The sequence below is a fragment of the Mycolicibacterium austroafricanum genome, from assembly GCF_902705885.1.
Classification (GTDB): domain Bacteria; phylum Actinomycetota; class Actinomycetes; order Mycobacteriales; family Mycobacteriaceae; genus Mycobacterium; species Mycobacterium vanbaalenii_A.
This window is the reverse complement of sequence record NZ_CACSIP010000044.1, coordinates 20764-36351: the sequence shown is the minus strand read 5'-3', so window position 1 is coordinate 36351 and position 15588 is coordinate 20764. Positions and strand designations below refer to the sequence as shown.

Sequence of the window (15588 nt, the reverse complement as noted above, 5' to 3'; positions counted from 1 at the left end):
CGTCCACATCGGGGCAGCTGTGTGGCCGACCGCGCTACGACCTGTTCTGAGCAGGCTGATCGGCATACCGTAGACATCGATGCTGGCCGACCCTCAGACCGACCTTCTCGCCGCCGCACGCGAAGCGCACCAGCGGCGGGACTGGGCTGCCAGCTACCACGCCTTCGACCTGGCCGGCCGTTACGCGCCGTTGCACACCGACGACCTGGATGCGTTCGCGTTCGCCGCGTGGCGGTTGGGCCACGTCAAGGAGTCCATCCGCGCCGCCGAGCGGGTGTTCGCCGCGTTGACCAGAACCGACCCGGTGGCCGCCGCCATGAAGGCCAACGAGTTGGCGCTGGGGTGGCTGGTCCGGGGCGATGTCAACATCGGCCAGGGCTGGATGAACCGCGCCCGCCGACTGCTCGCCGACGCTGAGGAGGGTCCCGCCCACGGTTACCTCGCCTATCTCGATGCCGCCGTCGCCGCTGTCTCGCTGGATGTCGAAGCGCTGACGGCGCGGGTGCAGACGCTGCGCGAGCTGGCTCGGCGGCTGGAAGCGCCGGCGATCTCCGCGCTGAGTCTGATCGCCGCCGGCATCGAGGCGATCCTGCACGCGCGCACCGCCGAGGGGTACGCGCTGATCGACGAGGGCATCCTGCCGCTGCTGGCCGACGAGGTGCCGATCGAATGGGCCGGCGACATCTACTGCATCGTGTTGCACCACTGTCACAAGCTCGCCGATCTGCCGAGGATGCGCTCCTGGACGCAGTCGATGGAACAGTGGTGCGGGGTTTCGGGATCGGTGACCTACGGCGGCGTCTGCGACGTGCACCGGTTGCAGGTACAGGTGGCCACCAGTTACCAGGCCGACTACCGCGCTCTGGAGGACCGGCTCGGGCTGGCCAGCCGGGCACTGGAGGGGGCCAACGCCTGGGCGGCCGCCGAGGGCTACTACCAGCTCGGTGAGGTGCGCCGACTCATGTGCGACTTCGACGGCGCCGCAACAGCATTCGCCCAGGCGCGAATGCTGGGCATGGATCCGCAGCCGGGCGAGGCGCTGCTGGCATGCCGCCGTGGCGACGTCGTCGGGGCGTGGACGGCGATCCGGCTCGCGCTCACCGGCGACGACCGGCTGGCCCGGGTGCGCTTGTTGCGGGCCGCCGTGGAGATCGCATTGAGCCGCGACGACCTGCAGGAGGCCGAACGGCACTGTCGTGAACTGGAAGCAGACGCGCAATCCTTCGGGACGCCGGGCTATCTGGCGTGGGCTGCGCATGCGCGCGGCGCCGTGGCGGTGCGCCGTGGGGAGTTCGATTTGGGACTGCAGTCGTTGCAGGCGGCGTTGCGGGAGTACCGGATCCAGCAGTCCCGCTACGAGACCGCCGAGGTGTACGAGTGGATGGCGCTGGCCCACCGGGGTCTGGGGGAGTCAGCGGCCGCCNCCNCCGNCGCGGCGNCAGCCGNCACGATCTACGCCGAACTCGGCGTAGAGCCCGCCGGGATCTGCGGATCGCCGTCGCCGGGTGGGCTGACCCGACGCGAGGTCGAGGTGTTGTGCGCCGTGGCAGCGGGCGCCACCAACCGGGCGGTGGCCGAGCAGTTGTGCCTCTCGGACAAGACCGTTGGTCGGCATCTGGCCAACATCTACGCCAAGTTGGGGGTCTCCAACCGGACGGCGGCGGTGGCCTGGGCGCGCGAACACAACATCCTCTGACGGCACGTCCTGCAGGTCACGCGCGGGCGTCTGCATCATTTGCACCATCGACTGGCAGCAAGTTGCATCGGGTGATCGATGCCGGGGGCGGCGGGGTCGGCCTAGCGTGTCCGACATGACGACTATCGACGCAAACCCAACAACTGCAACCGAGGCCACCGAGGAGTTCGCCGAGCGGATCGTCGGCGCCATCGATGCCGCCAGCGTGGCCCTCCTGCTGTCGATCGGCCACCAGACCAAACTGTTCGACACGCTGGCGGGGCTGCCCCCGGCCACCAGCACGCAGATCGCCGACGCCGCCGGGCTGAACGAGCGTTACGTCCGGGAGTGGCTCGGCGGCGTGGTCGCCGGCCGCATCGTCGACTACGACCCTGCGACGCAGACGTACTCGCTTCCCGAGACGCGCGCCGCGGTACTCACCCGGGCCGCCGGCCCGGACAACCTCTCGCGCGTCGCGCAGTTCATCCCGCTGCTGGGCGAGGTGGAGCAGAAGGTGATCGGCTGCTTCGAGCACGGCGGCGGGTTGTCCTACAGCGAGTATCCGCGTTTCCACAAGCTGATGGCCGAAGAGAGCGGGGAGGTCTTCGACGCCGCGCTGGTCGACGGGATCCTGCCGTTGGTCGACGGGCTGCCAGAACGGCTGCGGGCCGGTGTCGACGTGGCGGACTTCGGCTGCGGCAGCGGACACGCCGTCAACGTCATGGGGCAGGCGTTCCCGTCCAGCCGGTTCGTCGGGATCGACTTCTCGCAGGAGGGTCTTGCCGCGGGTGCCGCGGAGGCGCTGCGGCTCGGGCTGACCAACGTCACCTTCGAGTCCGCCGACGTCGCCGAGGACCGCAGGACCGAGGCCTTCGACGTCATCACCGCGTTCGACGCCATCCACGACCAGGCGCACCCGGCCGAGGTGCTGGCCAACATCCATCGCGCGCTGCGGCCCGGAGGCGTTTTCCTGATGGTGGACATCAAGGCGTCCAGCCGGCTGGAGGACAACATCGGGGTGCCGTTCGGGTCCTACCTGTACACCGTTTCGACGATGCACTGCATGAGTGTGTCCCTGGGTCTCGACGGCGACGGGCTGGGCACCTGCTGGGGTCGCGAGGTCGCGACCTCGATGCTGGCCGACGCCGGATTCGCCGATGTGCAGGTGCGCGAGATCGAGTCCGACCCGCTGAACTACTACTACATCGCCAGGAAGTGAGCGCCCGGGAAGGGGTTGGACAACACCGGGACGATCCGTACGGTCGAGAGCATGGATGTGCACGCGTTGGCTTTCGAATGGACGGAGACAAGTCGCTACTGGCTCGGTGAGGTTCCGATACGCATCGCGATCTACATCGTCGTGGTCCTGATCGCCCGTTTTGTCCTGCACCGGATGATCGACCGGGCCACCGGCCGGTCGGGCAAGAAGAAGGCCAGCGGTGACGAGAACGCACCGGCCAAGCCGCCGTTGCTGCGTGGCCTCCGTGACCGGGTGCCTGCCACCGCGACCAGCCAGCAGGTGAGTGAACGGCGCCAACTGCGGGCCCAGACCATCGGGTCGGTGCTCAAGTCCACGGTGTCGATCGTGCTGTTGGTCTGGGCCATCCTGGCGATCCTGAACGTCGTCGGCGTGAACATCGCGCCGTTCATCGCCTCGGCCGGTGTGGTCGGGCTCGCGATCGGCTTCGGCGCGCAGAACCTGGTGCGCGATTTCGTCACCGGCGTGTTCATGCTGCTGGAGGACCAGTACGGCGTCGGTGACATCGTCGACCTCGGCGAGGCCGTCGGTGAGGTGCAGAGCGTCGGGTTGCGGATCACCACGCTGCGCGACATCGACGGCACGCTCTGGTACGTGCGCAACGGTGAGATCGCCCGCGTCGGCAACATGAGTCAGGAGTACGCCGTGGCGCGGATCGAGGTACCGGTGTCCCTGACCGCCGATGTGGACCTGGCCGAGCGGGTAGCTCTCGACGCGGCCGAGGCCGCCCTCACCGACGAGTCGATCGAGGCGAAGGTCCTCGGCCGGCCCGAGATGCTGGGCGTGCAGGAACTGTCGCCGGATCTGCTGACGTTGCGGATGACCTTGAAGACCCGTCCCGGCGCCCAGTGGGCCGTGCAGCGGCGGTTGCGTCGGGAGATCCTTCGCGCCTACGACGAGCACGGCATCGATCTGCCCTACCCCCGGGGACGTATCCACGCTCTGGTCGGCGGTTCGAACCCGAACGGGGAGACGAACTAGGCTGCTCAGTCGATGGCAGCCCTGGACGTCCTCGCCGACTGGCCTGTTCCGACCGTCGCCGCGGCGGTGGTGGGTCCCACCGGAGTGCTCGACAGCCACGGCGACACCCGGCACTGCTTCGCGCTGGCGTCGGTGACCAAGCCGCTGGCGGCCCGCGCAGCGCAGGTGGCCGTCGAAGAGGGAGCGGTGGAACTCGACACCGCGGCCGGTCCGCCCGGATCGACGGTGCGCCACCTGCTCGCCCACGCCGCCGGCTACGAGATGACCTCGGCGAAGGTGCTCGCCGAACCGGGCACCCGCCGGATCTACTCGAACCACGGGTTCGCGGTGCTCGCCGAGGTCCTCGAGCAAGAATCAGACATCCCGTTCGCCACCTACCTGGCCGAGGCGCTCTGTGGACCGCTCGGGATGGCCGACACCGACCTCGACGGTGGCGCGCAGGCCGCCGGATACGGTGCGACCTCGACCGTCGACGACCTGGTGGCATTCGCCGGCGACCTGCTGGTGCCGGCGACGGTGTCACCCCAGATGCACCACGAGGCCACCTCCGTGCAGTTTCCCGGGCTCGACGGGGTGCTGCCCGGCTTCGGCGTGCAGCGCCCCAACGACTGGGGGCTGGGGTTCGAGATCAAGGACGGCAAATCACCGCACTGGACCGGCAAGCGCAATTCCGCTGGCACCTATGGGCACTTCGGCCAGTCAGGGACGTTTCTGTGGGTCGATCCGGGCGTGGATCTGGCCTTGGTGGTGCTGACCGACCGCAAATTCGGCGAGTGGGCACACACCGTGATGCCGGCGCTGTCTGATGAAGTTCTGAGAGAATTCGGACCGGACTAGCGCAACATCCGTCTCACAAGGCACAATAGGCACGTACAGCACAACTGCATCTACTGTCTCTGAATGGTTCACCAGGTCGTTGGGGAAGACGTCCCTCGTGGAGCCGAAGGAGCAGCAGATGCGTGCAGCGAACCAATTCGCCGACGCGGCGACGGGCGTGGTTTACATCCATGCCTCACCCGCGGCGGTGTGCCCGCACGTCGAGTGGGCGTTGTCGTCGACCCTCTCTGCGAGGGCGAACCTGAAGTGGACCCCGCAACCCGCGATGCCGGGTCAGCTGCGCGCCGTCACCAACTGGGTCGGGCCGGTGGGCACCGGCGCCCAGCTGGCGAACGCGCTGCGCTCGTGGTCGGTGCTGCGCTTCGAGGTGACCGAGGATCCCAGTACCGGGGTCGACGGTCACCGCTGGTGCCACACCCCGCAGTTGGGCATGTGGAGCGGGGCGATGAGCGCCAACGGTGACGTGATGGTCGGGGAGATGCGGCTACGCACGCTGATGGCATCCGGCGCCGACACCCTGGCCGTCGAACTGGACTCGGTGCTGGGCACCGCCTGGGACGAGGCCCTCGAGGCCTATCGGGACGGCGGCGTCGGCGCCGAGGTCAGCTGGCTCAACCGAGGGGTCGGCTAACTGTTCTTCGCGGGCGCAGGATCTTCAGCGCCCCCGGCACCGCGGACACCTGCACCGGCAGCGGGCACACGTACTCGCCATCGGCGTAGGTGTTGATCCCCGGCGACTCCACGGCGATGGTGCGCGCCCGGGCCGTCTGCACCTCATCGAGGTGGACATGGGTGCCCTTGAAGACCCGGGGGAACAACCGGATCAGCCGGGAGCGGGACGCGGACGCCACCATCGTCACGTCCAGCAGCCCGTCCGTCGGATCGGCTCCCGGGCAGATCAGCATCCCGCCGCCGTAGCTGCGGGTGTTGCCGAACGCGGCCAGCGTCAGATCGGTGAGAATCTCTTCGTCGCCGCCCGGCCCGCTGAAAGTCAACCGGAACGGGAGTAGCCGCAGCTTGGACAGTTCGGCCACCATCGCCAGGTTGTAGCGCATCCGGCCGTGGGGCCAGCGCATCCGGTTGGTCCGGTCGGTGACCAGCGAGTCGAACCCGGCGGCCATCACGGTGCCGAACCACTTGTTGGTGCCGTCGGCGCCGACGATGCGGCCCAGATCGACCTCGTCCGCCACACCGTCGACGACGACGTCGGCGGCGGCTTCGGGATCATGCGCGGGAATCCCGAACTCCCGCGCGTGGTCGTTGCCCGTACCCGCCGGAATGATGGCCAGGGGTATCTCGGTCTGCGCGATCACCTGGAGCGCGAGGGAGACGATGCCGTCGCCGCCGACTACCACCAGCGCGTCCATCCCGCGGTCCAGGGCCCCGGCGACGAGCTGCCGGGCGTGCTCGGCGTCGCGGCCCGCGACCGCGACGACGTCGACGCCCCGACGGTGCAGTTGGGTGATGGCACGCTCGGCGGCGTGTGGCGCGCGGCCGTGCCCGGAAGCGGGGTTGGTCAACACGGTGACGCGGGTCATATTGCTCCTCGCGTGCGCGGCCTCACGGAATCAGCTTGCCCGGGTTGAGGATGCCCGCCGGGTCGAGGGTCTTCTTGACCGCGCGCAACACCTGCACGCCGACGTCGCCGATCTCGTCGCGCATCCACGGCCGGTGGTCGGCGCCGACAGCGTGGTGGTGGGTGATGGTGGCGCCGACACGCATGATCGCGTCGGATGCGGCCGCTTTGGCGGTGCGCCACTGCTCGACCGGGTTGCCCCGTTGGGCGGCGACAACCGTGAAGTACAGCGATGCCCCGGTCGGATACACGTGCGAAATGTGGCACAGCACCAGCGCCGGTGTCCCCGAATCGGTGAGTGTGGCGGTGAGCGCCTCGGTGACCGCTGCTTTCAGCGTCGGCACATTCGACCAGTTGGTGGCCGTCTCCAAGGTCTCGCACAGGGCGCCGGCCGACAGCAGCGCATCGCGCAGATAGGGCGCGTTGAACCGGCCGTGTTCCCAGGCGCGCGCCGGCTCCTCGCCCAGTGATGTGCCGCCGCCGGCCTCCAGCAGCGCGCGGGTCTCGGAGTGGCGGCTGGCGACGTGGGCCTCGGTGCCCTCGAACACGGTGATCGCCAGGCATCCGCCGGTGTTTGTCTGTTCGCCGATGTTGTCGGTGGTGGCGAGGTTGACACCGGTCTCGGCCTCGTCGGACAAGCGGATCACGGTCGGGCCGGTGCCGGTCTGGACGACCGCGCGCAGGGCATCGGCGCCGGTGGCGAAGTCGGGAAACGACCAGGCCTCATACCGGGTCGCGGCCGGGACCGGGTGGACGCGGACCCGCACCCGGGTGATGACCCCGAGGGTGCCCTCCGACCCGATCAACAGCTGGCGCAGGTCAGGCCCGGCCGCGGACTCCGGGGCGCGCCCCAGGTCGAGGACGCCGGCCGGGGTGACGGCACGCAGGCCGCGGACCATGTCGTTGAACCGGCCGTAACCCGCGGAATCCTGCCCGGACGACCGCGTCGCGGCGAACCCGCCGATGGTGGCGAACAGGAAGCTCTGCGGATAGTGGCCCAGGGCGAAGCCGCGCGCGCCGAGCAGTCGTTCGGCCTCCGGCCCGCTCAGACCGGCACCCAACTCGGCCTCCCAGGAGACCTCGTCGAGTGCGTGCAACTCGTCGAGCCTGCGCAGATCCAGCGACACCACCGCCTTGAAGTCTCCGCGCAGCGGGTCCAGTCCGCCCACCACGCTGGTGCCGCCGCCGAACGGTACGACGGCGATACTGCGGTCCCCGCAGAACGCGAGGATCTCGGACACCTCGTCCTCGTCGCCCGGCGCCAACACTGCATCGGGAGCGTCCTGAACGCCGAAGTCGCGGCGCCGCAGCAGGTCCAGAGTGGATTTGCCGCCGGCACGAAGCAACCGTGCGGTGTCGTCGACGGTGACGTTGGCCTCGCCGACGATCGCGCTGAGCCCGTTGCGGTCGGTCTGGGACAACGCCGATGGACGGAGCCGGACCTGGTCGGCGCTGGGCTCGTCGACGTCGTGAGCCTCGATGCCGAGCGCCTGCTCGAGCAGCGCGCGGGTTCCGGGGGACAGGGGTTTGGCCGCAGCGGCGTCTCCCCAGGCGTTCCACTGCATCGGGGGGTGGTCCGGATGGGCATCGAGGCGCGTCATGGGTTACAGTATTACAGATCATGTCAATCCGTAACGCTGATGCCAGTGTCGAGAAGCGAATCCTGGATGCCGCCGCGGCGTGCATCCTGGCCTACGGCATCGAGCGGACGACGATGACCGAGATCGCACGACGGGCGCGGGTCAGCCGACCGACGATCTACCGGCGCTGGCCGGACATCCGCTGGGTGATCGCCGAACTGCTGACGGTCCGGATCGCCGGGGTGCTCGACACCGTCCCGTCCCGCGGGCCCGGACGCACCGCCCTGGTCGACCGTGTGGTCGCAGTCGCCGAGCACCTGCGCAACGACGAGGTGGTGATGTCGGTGATCATCAACGCGCCGAGCATGGCGATGGTCTACATCGCCGAACGCCTCGGAACCAGTCAGCAGATCCTGGTCGAGGCACTGGCCGAGGCGATCGCGACGGCGCAGGACGACGGCAGCGTCCGGCCCGGCGACGCACGTCAGATGGGCGCGATGTGCCTGCTCATCACGCAGTCGACCATCCAGTCCTCCCAAATGGTCGAGAAGATCCTCGACCGCGAGGCGCTCGGTGTCGAGCTCGCCCACTCACTGAACGGATATCTGAAACCATGAGCAGCGCAACGGCTCTGAACGCCTCGCGGCGCACCCGGGAACTCGTCGCGCTCGACGGCGCGACCGTCGACGTCGTCGTCATCGGCGGCGGCATCACCGGCGCCGGGATCGCCCTGGACGCCGCAACGCGGGGCCTGTCGGTGGTGCTGGTGGAGAAGCACGATCTGGCGTTCGGCACCAGCCGGTGGAGTTCGAAGCTGGTGCACGGCGGACTGCGCTACCTGGCTACCGGCAACGTGGGCATCGCCCGGCGCAGCGCTGTCGAACGCGGAATCCTGATGACTCGCAACGCACCTCACCTGGTGCGGGCGATGCCGCAGCTGGTGCCGCTGTTGCCCGAGATGTCGGCAGCCTCCCGGGCGCTGGTGCGATTCGGGTTTGCGGCCGGCGACGGGCTGCGCAAGCTGGCGGGCACGCCGGCGTCCACGTTGCCCCGGTCCCGCCGCATCGATGCGCACCGGGCCGTCGCCCTGGCGCCGACCGTGCGCCGCGACGGCCTCGACGGTGCGTTGCTGGCCTACGACGGACAGCTCATCGACGACGCCCGGTTGGTCACCGCGGTGGCCCGCACCGCCGCCCAGCACGGTGCCAGGATCCTCACCCGGGTCGCAGCGTCGAACGCGACGCGCACTTCGGTCACGCTCACCGACATGTCGACGGGGGAGTCGACCGACGTCACGGCCCGCGCGGTCGTCAACGCCACCGGGGTGTGGGCCGGCGAGGTCGACGACTCCATCCGGTTACGGCCCAGCCGTGGCACCCATCTGGTGTTCGACGCCGCCGCGTTCGGCAATCCCACTGCGGCGCTGACCGTTCCGATCCCCGGCGAGCTCAACAGGTTCGTGTTCGCGATGCCTGAGCAGCTCGGCCGGGTGTATCTGGGACTGACCGACGAGGATGCCCCCGGGCCGATCCCCGATGTGCCGCAGCCGACGCCGTCGGAGGTCTCGTTCCTGCTCGACACCGTCAACACCGCACTGGACACGGCCCTGGGTCACGACGACATCGTCGGCTCCTATGCGGGCCTGCGGCCGTTGATCGACACGGGTGATGCGGACGCGAGGAGCAGTGGTGGCCAGAGCAGGACCGCCGACGTCTCGCGGGACCACGCGGTCACCGACTCGCCTTCGGGGGTGATCAGCGTGATCGGCGGGAAACTGACCGAATACCGGTACATGGCCGAAGACGTCGTGGACCGTGCCGTGACACTGCGCGGTCTGACCGCCGGGCCCTGCCGCACTCGCAATCTGCCGTTGGTCGGCGCCCCGTCCAACCCGGTGGCCACGCTGCGTTCACCGGCTGAGCTGCCGAGCTCACTGGTGGCTCGCTACGGCGCGGAGGCGCCCAACGTGATCGCGCAGGCCGGCTGTGAACGGCCCACCGATCCGGTCGCCGACGGCATCGATGTGATCCGCGCCGAGTTCGAGTACGCGGTCACCCATGAGGGCGCGATGACAGTCGAGGACATCCTCGACCGGCGTACCCGCATCGGACTGGTCGCCGGAGACCGTGCGCGAGCCGAGCACGTGGCTGCGGAAATGCTCGCCGGAACGGTATTCCAGCAGCGAAAGCCCGAGTGACGGCCTGCTGGAATACCGTTCCGGCGGAGAGGTTTTCCGGCGGAGAGGTTTTACAGCGGGATGTTCTTGTGGCGGCCGCGGCGTGCGGGTGCCTCGGCCAGCGCCTGGGTCAGCACGCTGCGGGTGTGCGACGGGTCGATCTTCGCGTCCACCACGCCGATGTCGATCGCCGAGTCGACGCCGCCGGCGATCTTCTCGTGTTCCACGGCGAGCTGTTCGTGCAGCGCCTCGCGGTCCTCGGGCGCGGCGGCGGCCAGCGTCTTCTTGTGCAGGATGCCGACGGCGGCCTTGGCGCCCATGACGGCCACCTCGGCGTCCGGCCACGCGAACACCTTGGTGGCGTTCAGCGACCGCGAGTTCATCGCGATGTAAGCGCCGCCGTAGATCTTGCGGGTGACCAGGGTGACTCGCGGAACCGAGGATTCGCCGAACGCGTGCAGCAGCTTCGCGCCGCGGCGCACCACGCCGCCCCATTCCTGGTCCACGCCCGGCAGGTAGCCGGGCACGTCGACGATGACGACCAGCGGGATACCGAAGGCATCACACAGCCGCACGAAACGTGCTGCCTTCTCCGCGCTCTCGGAGTTCAGGCAGCCACCGAGGCGCAACGGGTTGTTGGCCAGCACGCCGACGGTGCGTCCCGACAGCCGGCCCAGGCCGACCACCATCGACGGAGCCCACTTGGCCTGGAACTCCTCGAACGGGCTGTCGCTGTCCAGAAGCGCCTCGACCAACGGGTGCACGTCGTAGGCGCGTCGCGACGACTCGGGCAGCAGCGCCCGCAGATCGGTGTCGCCGGCCTCGGCCTTGTTGCGGTCGAAATGGCCCTGCTGGCAGAAGAGTCCGACCAGGCGACGACCGCGCTGGTAGGCGTCGAGCTCGTCGGTGGCGACGATGTGGCAGACACCGGACTTCTTGTGGTGGGTGTCCGGACCGCCGAGCGAGGCCATGTCGACATCCTCACCGGTCACGCTGCGCACCACGTCGGGGCCGGTGACGAACACCCGGCCCTCCGGCGCCATGATGACGACGTCGGTGAGCGCGGGGCCGTAGGCGGCGCCGCCTGCGGCGAAACCGACGACCACCGAGATCTGCGGGATGTAGCCCGACGCCCGGATCATCGCCTCGAAGACCAGGCCGACCGCGTGCAGCGCCTTGACGCCCTCGGCCAGTCGCGCGCCGCCGGAGTGCCAGATGCCGACGATCGGGCTCTGCTCCTCGATCGCGACGTCGTAGGCGTCGACGATGTGCTTGCAGCCCTCGACGCCCATGGCGCCACCCATCACGGTGCCGTCGGTGCAGAACGCGATGGTGCGCACACCGTTGACGGTGCCGGCCGCGGCCAGAATGCCGGAGCGGTCCCGCTCGTGGAGCAGTTCGACACTGCCGTCGTCGAAGAACGTCGACAGTCGCAGCAGCGGATCACGAGGATCGAGTGATTCGTTTACCTCTTCGGGGGCCATTGTCGTCATGTGATCTCCTGTCAGTACTTACCGAAGGCGAGTGCGACATTGTGCCCGCCGAATCCGAATGAATTGTTGATCGCGTACCGGATTTCTCCGGTGCGCGGTTTCCCGGCCACGACGTCGAGATCGATCTCGGGATCGAGGTTTTCGAGGTTCAGCGTGGGTGGGATGACACCGTCGCGCAACGCCATCAGGGTCAAGATCGACTCCACCGCACCGACCGCGCCGACGGAGTGACCCAGCGCGGACTTCGGGGCGTACACCGCGGGGCGGTGCCTCCCCAGCGCATTGTTGATGGCCTTGCCCTCGGCGACGTCGCCGACGCTGGTGCCGGTGGCGTGCGCGTTCACGTGGTCGATGTCGGAAGGCTGAAGACCGCCCAACTCGATGGCCCGCGTCATCGCGTAGCCGGCACGTTCCCCGTTCGGGTCGGGGGCCACCATGTGGAACCCGTCGGAGGTGATGCTCGCACCCAACAGCCGCGCCAGCGGTTTGGCGCCGCGCGCCTTGGCGTGCTCTTCGGTCTCGATGACCATCAGCGCACCGCCTTCGCCGAAGACGAACCCGTCGCGGTCCTTGTCGAACGGGCGACACGCACCGGCGGGGTTGTCGTTGTTGGTGGACATGACGATGCGCATCTGGGCGAACGCGGCGATCGGCACGGCTTCGATGCGCTGCTCGACGCCGCCGCAGATCGCGATATCGGCTTCGCCGAGCACGATGTTGCGCCAGGCCTGGGCGATCCCCTCCGAACCGGACGCACACGCCGACACCGGGGTGACGACGCCGGCTTTCGCGTGGCGGTCGAGTCCGACCACGGCCGACGGCCCGTTGGGCATGTACATCTGCACCGACAGCGGTGAGACGGCCTTGAGGCCGCGCTCCCGCATGCCGTCGTAGGCGAACACCAACGCTTCGGCACCGCCGAGACCGGTTCCGATCGACACCAACAGCCGATCGGTGTCGACCTCCGGAGCGCCCGCATCGTCCCAGGCCCGCCTGCCCAGCACGGCGGCCATCTTCTGCACGTAGGACATCCGCCGGTTCTCGACCTTGGTCAATTCCGACTCGAAGTCCTCCAGCAGGTGGCCGCCGATGCGGACCGGGAGCTGGAACTGCTCGATGAAGGGATCCTCGAGCTGACGGATGCCGCTCTGCCCATCCAGGAGCGCCTTCCACGTCGCCTCGGCGTCGGTGGCCACACTCGTGGTCATCGCGATGCCGGTGACGACGACGTCCGGAAGTCCGTTACCTGTGGTAGCCGAAGGCATGGGTGAGCTGCGCGTCCTTTCTCCGATCTCCGATCAGTATGGTCGTCCGGGTCTTCTAGTAGCGACCGAAGGCCAATGCCACATTGTGGCCACCGAACCCGAACGAATTGTTGATGGCGTACTGGTATTCCCCATATCGAGGCTCACCCGCGACGACATCGAGACCGATCTCAGGGTCGGGCGTCTCGAAGTTCAGTGTCGGCGGGATGACGCCGTCCCGCAGTGCGAGCACTGTGAGGATCGACTCCAGTGCGCCGACAGCGCCGATGGAGTGACCCAGCGCCGACTTCGGCGCATACACCGCGGCGTGTTCCACACCGGCCGCCCTGATTGCGTTGGCTTCGGCGAGGTCACCGATCGAGGTGGACGTGGCGTGGGCATTGACGTGGTTGATGTCCTTGGCCGACAAGCCCGCCGTCTCCATCGCCCGCTTCATCGCGTGCGCGGCTCGCAGACCGTCCGGCGCCGGCGCCACCATGTGGTAGGCGTCCGACGAGATGCCCGCGCCGAGCAACCGGGCCAGCGGCTTGGCGCCACGGGCCTTGGCGTGCTCCTCGGTCTCGATGACCATCAGCGCACCGGCTTCACCGAAGACGAACCCGTCGCGGTTCTTGTCGAACGGCCGCGACGCGCCTTCCGGATCGTCGTTGCGGGTCGACATGGCGCGCATCATCGAGAACGCTGCGATGGGCAGTGCTTCGATGCCGCCTTCGACGCCACCGCATACGGCGATGTCCGCGTCACCCATGACGATCTGGCGCCAGGCGTGGGCGATGCCCTCGGACCCCGACGAGCAGGCCGACACCGGGGTGATGACCCCGGCGCGGGCGCCCAGTGCGAGGCCGACGACGGCAGCGGCGCCGTTCGGCATGATCATCTGAACGGCGAGCGGGGACACCTTGCGGGGCCCGCCCTCGTTCATCGCGTCATACGTCTCGACGATCTTCTCGCCGCCACCCAGACCGGTGCCGATGACCACGGCGAAGCGATCCGGATCGACCTCGGGCGAACCCGCGGTCTCCCAGAGCTGGTTGCCCAGATACTTCGACATCCGCTGGACGTAGGACATCCGGCGAAGGTCGAGCCGCGTCATCAGCGGGTCGAGCGGTTCTTTGAGGTGCCCGCCGATCTTCACCGGCAGGTCCCACTTGGTGATGAAGTCGTCCTCGAGGACGTGGATACCGCTCTCGCCGGCCAACAAGCCCTTCCACGTGCTCTCGATGTCCGCCGCGATCGACGTCGTCGCTGTTACAGCGGTTACCACAACATTGGGGTAACCGCCGTTAGCAGTGGAAGGTCTGGTCACTTGTCACCCGTGATCTGCGCCCGGATGGCCGCGGCGGCTTCGGGGTTCTCGGCCTCGAGCTTCTGGATGTAGGCGACGACGTCACCGACGGTGCGCAGCCCGGCGAGGTCCTCGTCGGGGATCTTCACGCCGTACTTGTCCTCGGTCTGCACGGCGATCTCCACCATCGACAGCGAGTCGATGTCCAGGTCGTCGACGAACGACTTCTCGGGGGTGACCTCGGAGGGCTCGATACCGGTGACCTCTTCGATGATCTCGGCGAGGCCGGCGATGATTTCGTCCTGAGTGGCGGGCACGGTGGCTCCTTCTATCTGTGTGTTGTTACTTATTACGGAACGTACGAACTACGGGATGGGCTGGTCAGTTGCGGAGGGATTCCACAAGTCCGTCCAGGTCGGCGGGGGACTTGATGGGGTGGTTCGGGGTTCCCTTCAATTCGCGTTTGGCGATTCCGGTCAGTGTTCCCGCCGGGGGGAACTCGATGATCGCCGAGTTGTCCGCTTGCTCGAACAACTCACGCATGGTCGCGGTGCACAGATCCCAGCGGACCGGCTTGGTCATCTGCGCCACCAGTTTGTCCAACGCATCGGCAGCGGAGGACACCGGACGGCCGTCGGCGTTCGACAGCAGCGTGACGGCGGGTGAGGAGATCTCCGTCGGCGCGATTCGATCGGCAACCGCGGTGTACCCGGCGAGCGCCGGGGCCATGTATTGGGTGTGGAACGCACCGGCGGTGGCGAGGCGACGGACCCGGGCCCGCGCCGGCGGATCCTCGGCCAGCTTCTCCAGCGCCGACACCGCACCAGCGGCGACGATCTGCCCGGCCGCGTTGCGGTTGGCCGGGACCAGGTCCAGGGCCTCCAGGCGGGCGAGCACCTCGGCCTCGTCGCCGCCGAGCAGCGCGGACATGCCGGTGGGTTCGATCGCGCAGGCCTTGGCCATCTCCGCGCCGCGGGTGGCGGCCAGCGAGACGGCCTCGTCGGCCGAGATGACTCCGGCGATCGCGTAGGCCGCGATCTCTCCGACCGAGTGTCCGGCGACGATGATGTCTGCGCCGATGTCGGCGAGGTTCGCGCGCTTGGTGAGCTCCTCGTGTGCGAGCAGGGTCGCCGCCACGACGAGCGGTTGCGTCACCGCGGTGTCGGTGATCTCCTCGGCGGTGGCGGTGGTGCCCAGACGGGCCAAGTCGAGGCCGCTGATGTCGGACCACGCCGCAATGCGCTCGGCGGCTCCGGGTAGCTCGAGCCAGTCGGCGAGCATGCCGGGAGTCTGCGAGCCCTGTCCGGGCGCGAGGAAGGCAAGCACAGTCTTCTGGGGCACGTCTCTAAGGAAACATTGAGAAGTCGGTTTTGCACGGTGTAAGAGATTATGAACCTTGTCTTAGGTTTTTGTAGGAAGTCCACAAAAGCGCATGTGATGGGACTCCATTGAGACCGGGCTG

14 protein-coding genes are annotated in these 15588 nt (G+C 68.5%); 7 read left to right on the top strand and 7 right to left on the bottom strand.

Annotated features, from left to right (window positions below; translation table 11 throughout):
- Positions 1–79: 79 nt before the first annotated feature.
- The 5 genes from BEMPMBAN_RS24930 to BEMPMBAN_RS24910 all read left to right on the top strand — a co-directional run bounded on the left by BEMPMBAN_RS24930 (position 80) and on the right by BEMPMBAN_RS24910 (position 5382).
- Positions 80–1696 carry a LuxR family transcriptional regulator gene (locus BEMPMBAN_RS24930; RefSeq protein WP_159234031.1) on the top strand — a complete coding sequence of 539 codons (1617 nt, stop codon included), beginning with the start codon at positions 80–82 and terminating at the stop codon, positions 1694–1696.
- Positions 1697–1811: 115 nt separating this feature from the next.
- Entirely contained in the window at positions 1812–2894 is a 1083-nt protein-coding gene (locus tag BEMPMBAN_RS24925) for a class I SAM-dependent methyltransferase (protein ID WP_159234029.1), read from the top strand.
- 51 nt (positions 2895–2945) lie between these two features.
- Positions 2946–3914, top strand: coding sequence for a mechanosensitive ion channel family protein (locus BEMPMBAN_RS24920; RefSeq protein WP_159234027.1), 969 nt, complete (start codon positions 2946–2948; stop codon positions 3912–3914).
- Between the two features lie 12 nt (positions 3915–3926).
- On the top strand, positions 3927–4751 hold the full coding sequence (locus BEMPMBAN_RS24915; protein WP_159234025.1) for a serine hydrolase domain-containing protein: 825 nt from the start codon (positions 3927–3929) through the stop codon (positions 4749–4751).
- A 118-nt stretch (positions 4752–4869) separates the two neighbouring features.
- Complete coding sequence (locus tag BEMPMBAN_RS24910; protein WP_159234023.1) at positions 4870–5382, top strand: DUF3145 domain-containing protein; 513 nt, start codon at positions 4870–4872, stop codon at positions 5380–5382.
- Here the strand turns inward: BEMPMBAN_RS24910 and BEMPMBAN_RS24905 are convergent.
- Positions 5363–6289 carry a diacylglycerol kinase gene (locus tag BEMPMBAN_RS24905; RefSeq protein ID WP_159234021.1) on the bottom strand — a complete coding sequence of 309 codons (927 nt, stop codon included), beginning with the start codon at positions 6287–6289 and terminating at the stop codon, positions 5363–5365. The genes BEMPMBAN_RS24910 and BEMPMBAN_RS24905 overlap by 20 nt on opposite strands.
- A gap of 22 nt (positions 6290–6311) precedes the next feature.
- Positions 6312–7892, bottom strand: coding sequence for an FAD-binding oxidoreductase (locus tag BEMPMBAN_RS24900; protein ID WP_159234019.1), 1581 nt, complete (start codon positions 7890–7892; stop codon positions 6312–6314).
- A 53-nt stretch (positions 7893–7945) separates the two neighbouring features.
- On the opposite strand from BEMPMBAN_RS24900, the gene BEMPMBAN_RS24895 reads away from it, so the two are divergent.
- Complete coding sequence (locus BEMPMBAN_RS24895) at positions 7946–8524, top strand: TetR/AcrR family transcriptional regulator (RefSeq protein WP_159234057.1); 579 nt, start codon at positions 7946–7948, stop codon at positions 8522–8524.
- On the top strand, positions 8521–10104 hold the full coding sequence (locus BEMPMBAN_RS24890) for a glycerol-3-phosphate dehydrogenase/oxidase (protein ID WP_159234016.1): 1584 nt from the start codon (positions 8521–8523) through the stop codon (positions 10102–10104). Before BEMPMBAN_RS24895 ends, BEMPMBAN_RS24890 begins: the two co-directional genes overlap by 4 nt.
- Before the next feature lie 50 nt (positions 10105–10154).
- Here BEMPMBAN_RS24890 and BEMPMBAN_RS24885 read toward each other — a convergent pair whose 3' ends face one another.
- The 5 genes from BEMPMBAN_RS24885 to BEMPMBAN_RS24865 all read right to left on the bottom strand — a co-directional run bounded on the left by BEMPMBAN_RS24885 (position 10155) and on the right by BEMPMBAN_RS24865 (position 15452).
- Positions 10155–11576: an acyl-CoA carboxylase subunit beta gene (locus tag BEMPMBAN_RS24885; RefSeq protein WP_159234014.1), complete on the bottom strand. Its 1422-nt coding sequence runs from the start codon at positions 11574–11576 to the stop codon at positions 10155–10157.
- A gap of 11 nt (positions 11577–11587) precedes the next feature.
- The gene (kasB, locus tag BEMPMBAN_RS24880; RefSeq protein WP_159234012.1) at positions 11588–12841 is read right to left on the bottom strand and encodes a 3-oxoacyl-ACP synthase KasB; all 1254 of its coding nucleotides are present in this window, start codon (positions 12839–12841) and stop codon (positions 11588–11590) included.
- A gap of 55 nt (positions 12842–12896) precedes the next feature.
- Entirely contained in the window at positions 12897–14147 is a 1251-nt protein-coding gene (gene kasA / locus BEMPMBAN_RS24875; RefSeq protein ID WP_159234010.1) for a 3-oxoacyl-ACP synthase KasA, read from the bottom strand.
- A complete protein-coding gene (acpM, locus tag BEMPMBAN_RS24870; protein ID WP_159234008.1) occupies positions 14144–14443 on the bottom strand; it encodes a meromycolate extension acyl carrier protein AcpM in 300 nt (99 codons plus the stop codon). Before acpM ends, kasA begins: the two co-directional genes overlap by 4 nt.
- Positions 14444–14507: 64 nt before the next feature.
- Positions 14508–15452 (bottom strand): ACP S-malonyltransferase, encoded by a 945-nt coding sequence (locus BEMPMBAN_RS24865; protein WP_200846114.1) that lies wholly within the window; start codon positions 15450–15452, stop codon positions 14508–14510.
- Positions 15453–15588: the final 136 nt, after the last annotated feature.

Excerpts from the sequence above, each read along its gene's own strand:
- BEMPMBAN_RS24925 (WP_159234029.1), top strand. The coding sequence starts at position 1,812 with ATGACGACTATCGACGCAAACCCAACAACTGCAACCGAGGCCACCGAG.
- BEMPMBAN_RS24920 (WP_159234027.1), top strand. The coding sequence starts at position 2,946 with ATGGATGTGCACGCGTTGGCTTTCGAATGGACGGAGACAAGTCGCTAC.
- BEMPMBAN_RS24915 (WP_159234025.1), top strand. The coding sequence starts at position 3,927 with ATGGCAGCCCTGGACGTCCTCGCCGACTGGCCTGTTCCGACCGTCGCC.
- BEMPMBAN_RS24910 (WP_159234023.1), top strand. The coding sequence starts at position 4,870 with ATGCGTGCAGCGAACCAATTCGCCGACGCGGCGACGGGCGTGGTTTAC.
- BEMPMBAN_RS24905 (WP_159234021.1), bottom strand. The coding sequence starts at position 6,289 with ATGACCCGCGTCACCGTGTTGACCAACCCCGCTTCCGGGCACGGCCGC.
- BEMPMBAN_RS24900 (WP_159234019.1), bottom strand. The coding sequence starts at position 7,892 with ATGCAGTGGAACGCCTGGGGAGACGCCGCTGCGGCCAAACCCCTGTCC.
- BEMPMBAN_RS24890 (WP_159234016.1), top strand. The coding sequence starts at position 8,521 with ATGAGCAGCGCAACGGCTCTGAACGCCTCGCGGCGCACCCGGGAACTC.
- BEMPMBAN_RS24885 (WP_159234014.1), bottom strand. The coding sequence starts at position 11,576 with ATGACGACAATGGCCCCCGAAGAGGTAAACGAATCACTCGATCCTCGT.
- kasB (WP_159234012.1), bottom strand. The coding sequence starts at position 12,841 with ATGCCTTCGGCTACCACAGGTAACGGACTTCCGGACGTCGTCGTCACC.